Raw genomic sequence first — 12,124 nt, 5'->3', positions numbered from 1 at the left:
AAAAAAGAGAAAAAATAAATAGGTTAGAACAACTGATAAACACTGACTTTATACTGTTATCACTTCTGTTGTGGATAAGTAGTGCATAAGTTGTGTATATCTTGTTGATAACCTAGTTTTATTAGTCACAATATGATATTCCTTTTATATTTCATCCTCTATATTTTATCAGAAATAGGAAGAATTGTCATCGTAGTTGTGGATATCTTTTTGGCGTTATTAAGAGTATAATGTATATATTATATATCCACAGTATATGGCTAATAATGATTGAATCTATCGAGTGAGTATTGACATTACATGGCTTTATATTTATAATTATGCTGTTATGGTATAAGTAATTACAAGAACAATCTCAAGGAGGTGTTTTATACATGAAACGTACATATCAGCCAAATACTCTTTGGAGAAAACGTACTCATGGTTTCCGTGAACGTATGAAGACTATTGGCGGCCGTCTTGTTTTGAAAAGACGTCGTGCTAAAGGCAGAAAGAAATTATCTGCATAATATAATAGCTTTTAGGCAGGAGAAAAAACTTGGCGCTGCTGCCAAGTTTTTCTATTCATAATGGCATGGGATGATGATATGAGTGAATTGACATTTAAATTAGATAAAGAACGAAGAATTCGTAAAAACAGTGAATATCGTCTTGTCTATAAACATGGCAATTATGAAGTAGGTCGTCTCTGTGTAGTTTACCGTATGCCCGTGGCCAAGCAGGCTACCCGGATCGGTTTTGTAACCGGTAAAAAGGTAGGCGGTGCGGTGGAGCGCAACAGGGCGCGCAGGCTTATGAAAGAAGTGTATCGTCTTAATCAGCATGCTATCCGAGAAGGCTATGCTATTGTGGTTGTAGGGCGGGCTCGCATGGCGAGTGCCACCTATGATCAAGCGTGTAAGGAAATGATGTATCTTTTTAAAAAGAGCAAATTACTTAAAAGTAATGAAGCTTAGAAAGAGGCGTATCCATGAAACGCTGTTTGACCTTCTTAACCAAACTGTTGAATATGCTATTCATCGGCTTGGTACAATTTTATCGCTATGGAATTTCTCCATTAAAGCCTAAAACTTGTCGATTTTATCCCTCATGTTCGACGTATACCTTGGAAGCATTACGCAAATATGGACCTTTTAAAGGCAGTTATTTAGGAATTCGGCGCATTTTACGTTGTCATCCCTTTAATCCGGGCGGCTACGATCCGGTTCCGTGATAACACAAATTTGGAAATGTCAAAGTGTCTGTATGGATGAAATATAGACCATACCATAACGTATATAGACACGCAAAGGCCATTTGTATTCGTCATTAATACTCGTATAGGAGCAAACTAATGGAAATTTTTCAGGTATTAGTTGATTTTATGCGGACCTTGCTTACGTATTGCTATAATCTTACAGAAGCATTAGGGTTCCCAAGCTATGGTATAGCGATCATTATTATGACCATCGGGATTAAGGCAATCCTGGCGCCGTTGACGGCTAAACAGGTCAAATCTATGAAGGGCATGCAGAAATTGCAGCCTAAAATGAAAGAGATTCAGAATAAATACAAGAATGATCCACAGCGTGCGCAACAGGAAATTGCTAAGATGTATAAAGAATTAGGCGTTAATCCTTTATCCGGTTGTTTACCGCTATTGGTGCAAATGCCGTTTTTAATCGCTATTTTCTACGCGTTGCAAGGCTATCCATATGATCCTGCATATGAAAGCTTCTTATGGTTGCCAAGCTTGGGTGAAGCGGATCATTTGTATATTTTACCTGTATTAAGTGCTCTTTCTACATTTGTAATGAGCAAACAAACTGCGCAAGATGCTACCGGTGCTGGTGCCGGCCAACAGAAGATAATGCAGATTTTCATGCCTTTATTCATTGGTTATATCAGCTTGAATTTCCCAAGCGGTTTGGTTATTTACTGGGTTGTATCAAACATATTCCAAATGATTCAGCAGTTCTTTATCTATCGCAACGATAATAAGGAGGCTTAATTATGGATTATATTGAAGTTTCAGCAAAAACGATTGCTGATGCCGTTGCCAAAGGCACCGAACAGCTTAAAGCTGACGGTAAGGTCGTAACCGATACGAAAGTATTGGAACAGCCTTCCAGCGGTTTCTTGGGTATTGGTCGTCGCGATGCGTTAGTGCGTTTATATTTTGAAGAAGCTCCGTTGACTGAAAAAGTAGCTTTTGCAGCTGAACAGGCCGCAGCCAATGTACAGGCTACGGCACAGACTAAAGTAGCGGAAGCAAAAACAGCAGTTAGTGAAGCTTCTGAATTTGTGCAGGAAAAAGTAGCTGACGCTAAAAGCACGGCTGTAGAAGTAGCCGAAGCAGCGCAGCAAAAATTCAATGAAGTAGCGGAAGCGGCTCAACAAAAAGCCGGTGAAGTTTCTGAATTGGCGCAGCAAAAATTCGGCGAAGTGAAAGAACAGGCTGCCGAACTTGCTGATAAAGCACAGCAACATTTAGGTGAAGCAGCTGATGCGGCACAAGCAAAAATTGCTAATGTGAAAGCGCAGGCAAAAGATGTAGCGGTTGATGTAAAAGATACCGTTGCGGATACATTAGCTGATGCTAAAGAGACTGCGGAAGATGCGGCAACTACCGTTGCAGCGGCTGTAAAACCGCAACGTGAACCGGTTTCTAAAGAAGAACAGATGGTGATTGCCGATAAAGGTAAACAGTTCTTACAAGATATGTTTAGCAAAATGGGCTTATCCGTTCAGATTGAAAAAATGATGACTGCTGAGAAAATCACATTCCAGATTCATGGTGAAGAATTAGGTATTTTAATCGGCAAACATGGTCAAACCTTGGATGCTATTCAATACTTAACAAACTTGGTGGCTAATAAAGAAGTAGCCGGCCATTGTCATATCGTAGTGGATGTAGAAAATTATCGCTCTCGTCGTGAAGAAACTTTGGTTAATTTGGCTAAACGCCTTGCCTCGAAGGTAAAACGAAATCGTCAAAAGATTTCCTTGGAACCTATGAGTGCATTCGAGCGTAAAATTATTCATTTAACGCTCCAAAACGAAGTACATATTGTGACTGATAGTGAAGGTGAAGAACCGTATCGTCACGTAGTCATTGCTTATAAACGATAAGCTATGTGCGAGTCATAAAACCCGATCTATGATCGGGTTTTATTTTTACACAAGGGAGAACACCATGTACACAGAAGATACGATTGCTGCCATTGCGACGCCACCCGGCATCGGCGGGGTTGGCATTATTCGCGTCAGTGGCACTCGTTGCTTTGAAATAGTTGGTTCTGTTTTTAAAGCACAGGGAACCGTACCTTTAGAAAAACGGCCGAATCGAACCATTCAATATGGTCATATTATAGATCCTCAGAAACAGGATGAAATCCTTGATGAGGTCCTTGTTTTAATCATGAAAGGTCCAAAGTCGTTTACGGCGGAGGATGTTATAGAAGTACAGTGCCACGGCGGGATTATCGTGGTGCGTGAAATTTTGAAATTATTGCTTCGTCAGGGGGCTCGCTTGGCCGAGCCGGGTGAATTTACGAAACGGGCGTTTTTAAACGGCCGCATCGACCTTACCCAGGCGGAAGCTGTTATAGATATTATAGAGGCAAAATCGGAGCAATCTTTGGCGGTTGCGGTAAAACAGCTGGATGGTACTTTGGCAGGTATGATTCGCACCATTAGAGAACAGTTGATTGAGTTAATTTCACATCTGGAAGTGGCTATTGATTATCCGGAAGAAGACATTGAAGAACTTACGATGGATGAAACGGCGGATAAATTGCGGCCTATTTTAGCTAAAATCAATCAATTATTGGCTACGGCTAACCGTGGGCGCTTGTTGCGTGATGGCATTATGACGGCTATTGTGGGACGTCCGAATGCAGGTAAGTCGAGCCTTATGAATGCTCTTTTGCGTGAAAATCGTGCTATTGTTACGGATATTCCGGGTACCACCCGTGACAGCATTGAAGAAGCTATTACTATTGAGGGAATTCCGGTTCGTTTGATTGATACAGCCGGCATTCGTGAGACCGATGATATCGTGGAAAAACTCGGTGTAGATCGAGCTAAAGAGTATTTGGATAAAGCTCAAATCGTAGTGTGCGTTATTGATGCATCGGAGCCTATGACGGCGGAGGAAGAAGCCATTTTACGTGAAGCTTCTCATAAAAATACCATCGTATTCCTCAATAAAGCCGATAAGGGCGCGGTCATTACGGCCGATACGGTGGCTCAATACGGTCAATTTGCCGCTATTGCACCGATTAGTGCTGCTAACGGTGAAGGCATGGATGTGTTGGCTGATGCTGTCAAAGAATTGGTATATGGCGGTACGGTTCAAAATGAATCATCCGCTATGCTTAGCAATGTGCGCCATATTACTTTGATGGAGCAGGCTAAATCGCAGATTGAACAGTCTTTGAATAATATTGAGTCCGGCTTGCCGGTTGATTTTATCGTTACTGATGTACGCACTGCTTGGGAGCAACTGGGGGATATTACGGGGGACAGTTTGCGCGAATCCTTAGTAGATGAATTATTCAGTCGTTTTTGCTTAGGTAAATAATTAGGTAAATAAAATAGTGTAAATTTCAAAATTTGACTATTTTGTTTAAGTAAAACTTTTGGTAATTTCTTGGTTGTCATATAGGTTTTTGCTTAGACAACTGAATTTGCTTATAATGTAAATTACAGACCTCAAATGAGGTTGGTATAAAATTACTGAACAATAGTGCCTCGAGAGAGGGATAGGAGATAGTATGTATACAGTAGATACGTATGACGTCATTGTCATCGGTGGCGGTCATGCCGGTTGCGAAGCGGCCTTGGCTACAGCCCGTATGGGCCAACGCACGCTTATGGCAACTCTTAATTTAGATAATATTGCTTTGATGCCTTGTAATCCGGCCGTAGGTGGCCCGGGTAAAAGTCATTTGGTGTATGAACTGGATGCTTTAGGCGGTCAAATGGCTATTAATGCGGATGCTACAGCCATTCAGATGCGCATGCTGAACATGGGTAAGGGTCCGGCCGTGCATTCCTTGCGTGCTCAGTCTGATAAAGTGGCTTATCAGCGTTTGATGAAAGAAACCCTTGAAAATACGGATAATCTGAATGTAAAACAGATTATGGTAAATGAACTGCTTATCGAAGATGGTGAAGTAAAGGGTATTTTGAGTGAATTGGGCGAAGTATATGAAGCGAAAGCTATCATTCTTTGCACCGGTACTTACTTGAAAGGTAAAATTATTCTTGGTGAATTGACCTATACCGGCGGTCCTAACGGTCAGCGTACAGCTGAATTATTGTCTGATTCGCTTCGTAAAAACGGCATTGAATTGATGCGTTTTAAAACAGGTACGCCGGCTCGTGTGGATAAACGTTCTTTAACTTTGGATCACATGGTAGAACAACCGGGCGACAGCAAGTACCGCGCCTTCTCTTTCATGTCTGATTGGACTGATCGCAATGAACAGATTTGCTGGCTTACCTATACTACGGAAGAAACTCATGATATCATTCGCGGAAACTTAAACCGGGCACCGATGTATACCGGTATCATTGAAGGTACGGGCCCTCGTTATTGCCCATCCATTGAAGATAAAGTAGTTCGTTTCAGTGATAAAAACCGTCACCAACTCTTTGTAGAACCGGAAGGTAATCACACAAATGAAATGTACGTACAGGGCATGAGTACAAGCTTACCAATCGACGTGCAGTATCAATTTTTGCGCACCATTCCGGGTCTTGAAAATGTAGAAATTATGCGTCCTGCTTATGCCATTGAATATGATTGCTTAAATCCGTTGCAATTGACGCCGGCTCTTCAAGTCAAACACATCAAAGGCTTGTATTCCGCCGGTCAGGCTAACGGTACGTCCGGTTATGAAGAAGCGGCCGCTCAAGGTCTCATGGCCGGTATTAATGCAGCTTTATATTTGCAAGGTAAAGAACCGTTTATTTTGTCCCGTTCCGAAGCCTACATCGGTGTCTTAATCGATGACTTGGTAACGAAAGGCACCAAGGAACCGTATCGTATGATGACGAGCCGCAGTGAATATCGTTTATTGCTTCGTCAGGATAATGCGGACCTTCGTTTGACTGAAAAAGGTCGTGAAATCGGCCTCGTATCGGATGAACGGTATCAGCGTTTCTTGCATAAAAAATCGTTAATCGAAGAAGGTGTAGCAGCCTTACGAGCACGAAATATTAACCCAACCAAAGAAGTGCAGGCACTCTTGGAATCTATGGGGACCGCTCATATTAAAACCGGTATGACTGCCTATGATTTGGTAAAGCGTAATGAATTAAGCTATGGCGATGTGGCTGATGCCTTTGATTTAAAACGTTACAGTCCTGATGTAGAAGAAGAAATCGACATTATGATTACCTACGAAGGTTATGTTAAAAAGCAAATGGAACAGGTAGAAAAAGTTCGCAAGTTGGAAGAAAAGATTATTCCTGCCGATTGGGATTATGATTCCATGAAAGGCATTTCTTTGGAAGCCAAGCAGAAATTAAAGACTATTAAACCTCATTCCATCGGCCAAGCCAGTCGTATTTCCGGTGTATCACCGGCGGATGTGTCGGTTTTATTAATCCAATTAGAACAATATCGTCGTGAACAACAACAGTAGGAGGGGCTATGAACTTTACCGATAATTTGGCGATTCAATTAAAGGCGGCCGGTTTCTCGGCTACAACCGATCAATTAAGTCAATTCACGACCTATTATGAAATGCTTATTGAAACCAATAAGTATCTCAATTTGACGGCCATTACGGATCCGCACGAAGTAGCGGTGAAGCATTTTGTAGACTCCCTCACAGCTTTGGATGATAAGGATCTTATTTTCAAAGAAGGTGCAAAACTTCTTGATTTGGGAACAGGTGCCGGTTTCCCCGGTATACCGCTCGCTATTATGCGCCCTGATTTAGAAATTGTGCTATTTGATTCCTTGCAAAAACGACTTAATTTTCTCAGTGATGTTATATCAAAATTGGGATTACATAAGGTAACAACATTACATGGTCGAGCGGAAGATATAAGCCATGATTCGGCGCATCGTGAAGCGTACGATCTCGTGACCAGTCGGGCGGTGGCGCGCTTGCCGGTACTGCTCGAATGGGCTTTGCCGTATGTAAAACAAAATGGGTATATGGTAGCTTTAAAAGGCGCCGCCTATGAGGAAGAAATGGCCGAAGCGTCGAAAGCGTTGAAGATTTTAAAAGGAAGCATTGAACAGGTAAAACCGGTACAATTGCCAACGCTCGATGATAAGCGGGCTATTATTTATATTAAGAAAACAGGTGTAACACCTAAGTTATATCCCCGTAAGCCAAAGGATATTAAGACTAAGCCTTTAGTTTAAAAACTTAATATTGATAAGATAAAGTTCTTACTGCATGTATAAAATCGGTAAGATATGAATAAAATTCCCCTTGTTAAAGGTTTAACCTATAACTAAGTACATTTGATATGTATATGTTTACAGGCCTTTAGCAAGGGGTTTTTTATTGACATTAAAAGGTAATAAAGGTAACATATTTTTATGTGTTGGCCATATTTGTTGATTATAGATTATAGGCAAAATCTATAATAGTTTTTTATATAGATTATAAGTGCAGATGGCCGAAAATATTTGCGAAAGATGATGAGAGGAGCGAGGCGTATGGCTATTTACAATGGTCGTTTACCACAGATAGATGTGGCAGAAACAATACGATATGCGGGCTTACGCCAGGCAACAGATTTTCCTAAACAATATGTAACCGATGCTTGTTTGGAAGTACAATTGGTGGCGGAACCGAAGGGTGTTTATGAAGCGTATGACTATGATGCCGCTACGGGAACGATAAAAAGCAATCCGCCCCTAATCGTAGAAGGCAGTTCGATTCGCAAACATTTAGAAAAAGCGGACAAAGTATATGTTTTGGCTGTTACCATTGGGGAAGGTGTAGAGCTGCGCAGTGCTGAGCTTTTTAAAGAAAATAATTATACCTTAGGCTTGTTAGTCGATGCGGCTGCTACAACGGCGGTTGAACAGGTTGCGAATCAAGTGAATGACTTAATTGAGAAAGAAGCGGCTAAAGCGGGTTATACTACGACATGGCGATTCAGTCCCGGTTACGGTAATTGGAATCTGAATGTGCAAAAAGATTTAGCGGCCATTATTGGTACGAGTCATATAGGACTTGAAGTAACGGACACATTCTTGCTGTTTCCACGCAAATCGGTAACAGCTATTATAGGTTGCATTCCCAAAGGGGCTCTTGATTGTGAAAAAAACGGTGATGTACGCCCGGGGATTAAACGGGGTTGCAGTTCCTGCAGTCAGGTTAACTGCGCATCACGCAAAGTGTAGCCGGTTAAGAAATTAAATTAGGTATAGCCGGTTAAGAAGTTAAACAAGGTATAGCCGGTTGGATAATTAAAGAAAGTATAGTAATTTCGGAAGCTTAATAAGGTAAACTTAAATAATGTAAACCAAGATACAGTAATTTTAATAGATAATATATGAGTTAATAGGAACAGAGAGAGGCGATAGGTATGTATATATTTGACGGTGCTATGGGCACTATGCTCCAACAATCGGGCTTAGTGGAGGGGGACTGTCCCGAATTATTTAATGTGGAACATCCGGAGGTAGTCACCGGAATTCATGCGGCCTATTTAAAAAACGGCAGTGATATCGTAACGACTAATACATTTGGTGCCTGTGGTTTAAAATTGGCGGATTACGGTTTGGAACATCGTGTGGCGGAAATTAATGCCGCCGCCGTTAAGGCAGCTAAAAAGGCGATTGCCCAGGTAAAACCGTCAGCTAAAGTAGCCGGTTCCATGGGGCCTACCGGCCAGTTCATAGAGCCGTTGGGACAGATTTCTTTTGATGAAGTTTATGATACTTATTATGAACAAGCCTTAGCTTTAATTGAAGCGGGCGTGGATTTCATAATCATTGAAACAATTATAGATGTGCAGGAAATGCGTGCTGCCTTATTGGCTGCTCGTGATGCTCGTGAAAAATTAAATAAAACTAAAGAGGACGTTAAGATTATTTGTCAATTTTCCTTCAGTGAAGACGGTCGTACTATCACCGGGACACCGCCGGAAGTGGCAGCTATTTTAATGGATGCCATGGGAGCCGATGTGGTAGGTATTAATTGTTCTTTAGGACCGGAACAGCTTATACCGTTAGTTGAACGCTTAGCTTCGGTTACTAACTTGCCGATTAGTGCTCAGCCAAATGCGGGTATGCCGATGCTGGTTGGTCGGGAAACGGTATTCCCTTTATCGCCGGAAGAAATGGGTTCTTATGTACCGGCCTTACTTGATGCAGGGGCAACCTATGTGGGTGCTTGTTGTGGCAGTACACCTTTACATATTAAAGCCATCGCTGAAGCGGCCGGTAATCATACACCTAAAGAACGACCTGAAATTGCACCGTTTACGGCCTTTACCAGTCGTACCGGTTTTGTTAAAGTGGGGCATACGGAAAAGCCGATTATTATCGGTGAACGTATTAATCCGACCGGTCGTAAAGTATTGGCCAAAGAAATTAAAGAGGGCAGCTTTGCCATGGTAAAACGTGATGCTTTGGCACAAGTGGCAGCCGGTGCGGCTGTATTGGATGTTAATATGGGCGTGCCTGATGTAGATCCGGCGGCCATAATGAAACGGGCTATTATGGAACTCAGTATGCTCGTAGATGTGCCCCTTTCCATTGATACTATGGATGCGGCTGCGATGGAAGCGGGCTTAAAAATGTATCCCGGTCGTCCTTTGATTAACTCTGTAAATGCGGAACCGGAACAATTGGCCCAAGTATTGCCTTTAGCAAAACGCTATGGGGCCACCCTTTTATGTTTACCATTGGGCCGTGGTGATTTGCCGGCTACGGCGGAACAAAGAGTGGAATTGGCTAAAGAAATTGTACTTGCCGCCTATGAGAATGGTCTTCGTAGTCAGGATTTATTATTAGATCCGCTTGTATTAACTTTGGCAAGTGGTCAGGACAGTGCGGTACAAACACTTCGCACCTTGGCGATGTATAAAGAAACATTCGGCTTTCCAACGGTTATGGGCTTATCCAATGTGTCCTTTGGTTTGCCGCAACGACCATATTTAAACAGTCAATTTTTAACAATGGCTGTATCTCATGGTTTGACAGCACCAATTCTTAATCCTTTAAATGCGACTGTAAAAAAAGCCTTTGTGGCAGCACGAACATTACTCGGTTTTGATCCGGCCGCGGCTGAATTTATTGCCGATTACGGCTTGGACGAAGAAGGTACAGTTACAAGTTCTGCTTCTAAAAAAGTGGCCACGGTTTCTTTTAACAGTGATGATCCTTTAGAAAATATTCAGCATGCTGTTGAACAAGGGGAAAAAGAATTAGTTATTGAATTAGTAGAAAAGGCGTTGGCTGATGGTGTTGATCCTTTGAAAATAACAAAACATGCCTTGTCGGAAGCGATGAATGTGGTGGGGGAAAAATTCGGCGCCGGTAAAGTCTTTTTACCACAGGTAATGTTGGCTGCCGAAGCTATGCAAGGTGCTTTCCAAACCATTAAACGTGTGTTACCGGACTCCGGCGGCATAACTCGAGATACGGTTATAGTGGCGACCGTTAAAGGTGATATTCACGATTTAGGAAAAAATATCGTAGCAGCTTTACTCGAAAATAACGGTTACCGTGTAGTTGATTTGGGGAAAGACGTGGATCCGGAAGAAATTGTAGCGGCCGTTAAACGTGAAAATGCTACGGTCGTAGGGATTTGTTCACTTATGACAACAACGATGCCTATGATTGACGTGACGATTGAAGCTATTCGCGAAGCAGGTTTACCGGCTAAGGTTCTTGTGGGCGGTGCCGTACTTACGCAGGAATATGCTGATAAGGCAGGGGCTGATTCGTATGCTAAAGATGGGATTACGGCCGTTAATATTGTTAAAAAACTGCTTGGAGACGACTGATAATTTCTTTACTTATTATCAGCTATCGTTAAATATGCCGAGGATAGTATGAGAATGCCCGGCATTATATTCGACTGGTAAAAAATACTTAATTATAAGAGAGAGTTGGGGATTTAGATGGTTACATCATTACGTGAAAAACATAAAGCCGGACAATTTACCATTACGGTTGAATTGGACCCGCCGAAAAGTGCTTCGGCAAATAAAACTTTTAAGGAAGCGGCACAACTTTTAGATAAAGTGGATGCTATTAATATTGCTGATTGCCCGATGGCCAAACTTCGCATGAGTCCGATTGCTTTGGCTCATTTAATTAAATATCGGGCACAGATTGATACCATATTCCATCTGACCTGTCGCGACAGAAATATTTTAGGCTTGCAGGCAGAACTCTTAGGGGCCGCTGCTTTGGGCGTTAATAATATTTTAACCTTAACCGGTGATGAACCTTCGAGAGGGGATCATCCTGATGCAAAACCTATTTTTGAAGTGGATTCTATGGGCTTGTTGAAAATAGCTCACACTTTAAATAGCGGTTTTGACTTGGCCGGTAATGAACTTGAAGTGCCAACAAATTTTTACATTGGCACAACCGGTAATCCGGGGGCTGATGACTTGGAAGAGGAAAAAGCTAAAATAATTCGCAAGGTAGAAGCGGGTGCTAATTTTATTCAGACGCAACCGATTTATGATTTAGAAAAGGCTAAACGTTTTATTGATATGGTAGCTCCTTTAGGAATTCCGGTTATGTTAGGGCTCATTCCTTTGAAAAGTTTTAAAATGGCCACATACCTTCATACGAAGGTGCCGGGAATTTCATTGACGGAAGATATATTAGACCGTATGGAAAAAGGCGGCAAAGAGGCAGGACTTGAAATCGCCTTGGAAACATTGCTGGCCATAAAGAAAGTAGCTCAAGGTGTTCATATTATGCCACTTAATGACATACAGACTGTTTTATATCTGATTGACCACGTGTAATAGAAATCCTTTGTTAAATTTACTAAACTTATTTTAATTGAATGACAAAAAAACGATTCGTTATTAAGGTGACGAATCGTTTTTTTTTCACGTGAAACAATGTGAATGATATTTAATGGCTCTTTGTCAAATTTTGGGGCGCTAAAGAGTCTATGCACTTTGAGGAAGG

Annotated in this window: 11 protein-coding genes; all 11 read left to right on the top strand. The window is 41.8% G+C overall.

The window, feature by feature from the left end; all coding sequences use genetic code 11:
* Positions 1 to 374: 374 nt before the first annotated feature.
* The 11 genes from rpmH to MXE28_RS07930 all read left to right on the top strand — a co-directional run bounded on the left by rpmH (position 375) and on the right by MXE28_RS07930 (position 11,955).
* Positions 375 to 509: a 50S ribosomal protein L34 gene (rpmH, locus tag MXE28_RS07980; RefSeq protein ID WP_006555255.1), complete on the top strand. Its 135-nt coding sequence runs from the start codon at positions 375 to 377 to the stop codon at positions 507 to 509.
* Between the two features lie 78 nt (positions 510 to 587).
* On the top strand, positions 588 to 956 hold the full coding sequence (gene rnpA / locus MXE28_RS07975) for a ribonuclease P protein component (protein ID WP_021840464.1): 369 nt from the start codon (positions 588 to 590) through the stop codon (positions 954 to 956).
* 14 nt (positions 957 to 970) lie between these two features.
* Positions 971 to 1,213: a membrane protein insertion efficiency factor YidD gene (gene yidD, locus MXE28_RS07970; protein WP_021840463.1), complete on the top strand. Its 243-nt coding sequence runs from the start codon at positions 971 to 973 to the stop codon at positions 1,211 to 1,213.
* Positions 1,214 to 1,333: 120 nt separating this feature from the next.
* On the top strand, positions 1,334 to 1,990 hold the full coding sequence (locus MXE28_RS07965; protein WP_021840462.1) for a YidC/Oxa1 family membrane protein insertase: 657 nt from the start codon (positions 1,334 to 1,336) through the stop codon (positions 1,988 to 1,990).
* A gap of 2 nt (positions 1,991 to 1,992) precedes the next feature.
* The gene (gene jag / locus MXE28_RS07960) at positions 1,993 to 3,111 is read left to right on the top strand and encodes an RNA-binding cell elongation regulator Jag/EloR (protein ID WP_021840461.1); all 1,119 of its coding nucleotides are present in this window, start codon (positions 1,993 to 1,995) and stop codon (positions 3,109 to 3,111) included.
* Between the two features lie 64 nt (positions 3,112 to 3,175).
* Positions 3,176 to 4,564, top strand: coding sequence for a tRNA uridine-5-carboxymethylaminomethyl(34) synthesis GTPase MnmE (gene mnmE / locus MXE28_RS07955; protein ID WP_021840460.1), 1,389 nt, complete (start codon positions 3,176 to 3,178; stop codon positions 4,562 to 4,564).
* Positions 4,565 to 4,757: 193 nt separating this feature from the next.
* Positions 4,758 to 6,635 carry a tRNA uridine-5-carboxymethylaminomethyl(34) synthesis enzyme MnmG gene (mnmG, locus tag MXE28_RS07950; protein WP_021840459.1) on the top strand — a complete coding sequence of 626 codons (1,878 nt, stop codon included), beginning with the start codon at positions 4,758 to 4,760 and terminating at the stop codon, positions 6,633 to 6,635.
* An 8-nt stretch (positions 6,636 to 6,643) separates the two neighbouring features.
* On the top strand, positions 6,644 to 7,369 hold the full coding sequence (rsmG, locus tag MXE28_RS07945) for a 16S rRNA (guanine(527)-N(7))-methyltransferase RsmG (protein WP_226974464.1): 726 nt from the start codon (positions 6,644 to 6,646) through the stop codon (positions 7,367 to 7,369).
* A 300-nt stretch (positions 7,370 to 7,669) separates the two neighbouring features.
* On the top strand, positions 7,670 to 8,362 hold the full coding sequence (locus MXE28_RS07940) for a vitamin B12 dependent-methionine synthase activation domain-containing protein (protein WP_021840456.1): 693 nt from the start codon (positions 7,670 to 7,672) through the stop codon (positions 8,360 to 8,362).
* A 185-nt stretch (positions 8,363 to 8,547) separates the two neighbouring features.
* Positions 8,548 to 10,974: a homocysteine S-methyltransferase family protein gene (locus tag MXE28_RS07935; RefSeq protein WP_156705459.1), complete on the top strand. Its 2,427-nt coding sequence runs from the start codon at positions 8,548 to 8,550 to the stop codon at positions 10,972 to 10,974.
* A 117-nt stretch (positions 10,975 to 11,091) separates the two neighbouring features.
* Positions 11,092 to 11,955, top strand: coding sequence for a methylenetetrahydrofolate reductase (locus MXE28_RS07930; RefSeq protein WP_021840454.1), 864 nt, complete (start codon positions 11,092 to 11,094; stop codon positions 11,953 to 11,955).
* Positions 11,956 to 12,124: the final 169 nt, after the last annotated feature.

Origin of the sequence: Veillonella sp. KGMB01456, from assembly GCF_023051165.1 — a bacterium.
GTDB lineage: Bacteria > Bacillota > Negativicutes > Veillonellales > Veillonellaceae > Veillonella_A.
This window is presented reverse-complemented; position numbering and strand designations above follow the sequence as displayed.

Coding starts and splice junctions, on each gene's coding strand:
- rpmH (WP_006555255.1), top strand. CDS start 375: ATGAAACGTACATATCAGCCAAATACTCTTTGGAGAAAACGTACTCAT.
- rnpA (WP_021840464.1), top strand. CDS start 588: ATGAGTGAATTGACATTTAAATTAGATAAAGAACGAAGAATTCGTAAA.
- yidD (WP_021840463.1), top strand. CDS start 971: ATGAAACGCTGTTTGACCTTCTTAACCAAACTGTTGAATATGCTATTC.
- MXE28_RS07965 (WP_021840462.1), top strand. CDS start 1,334: ATGGAAATTTTTCAGGTATTAGTTGATTTTATGCGGACCTTGCTTACG.
- jag (WP_021840461.1), top strand. CDS start 1,993: ATGGATTATATTGAAGTTTCAGCAAAAACGATTGCTGATGCCGTTGCC.
- mnmE (WP_021840460.1), top strand. CDS start 3,176: ATGTACACAGAAGATACGATTGCTGCCATTGCGACGCCACCCGGCATC.
- mnmG (WP_021840459.1), top strand. CDS start 4,758: ATGTATACAGTAGATACGTATGACGTCATTGTCATCGGTGGCGGTCAT.
- rsmG (WP_226974464.1), top strand. CDS start 6,644: ATGAACTTTACCGATAATTTGGCGATTCAATTAAAGGCGGCCGGTTTC.
- MXE28_RS07940 (WP_021840456.1), top strand. CDS start 7,670: ATGGCTATTTACAATGGTCGTTTACCACAGATAGATGTGGCAGAAACA.
- MXE28_RS07935 (WP_156705459.1), top strand. CDS start 8,548: ATGTATATATTTGACGGTGCTATGGGCACTATGCTCCAACAATCGGGC.
- MXE28_RS07930 (WP_021840454.1), top strand. CDS start 11,092: ATGGTTACATCATTACGTGAAAAACATAAAGCCGGACAATTTACCATT.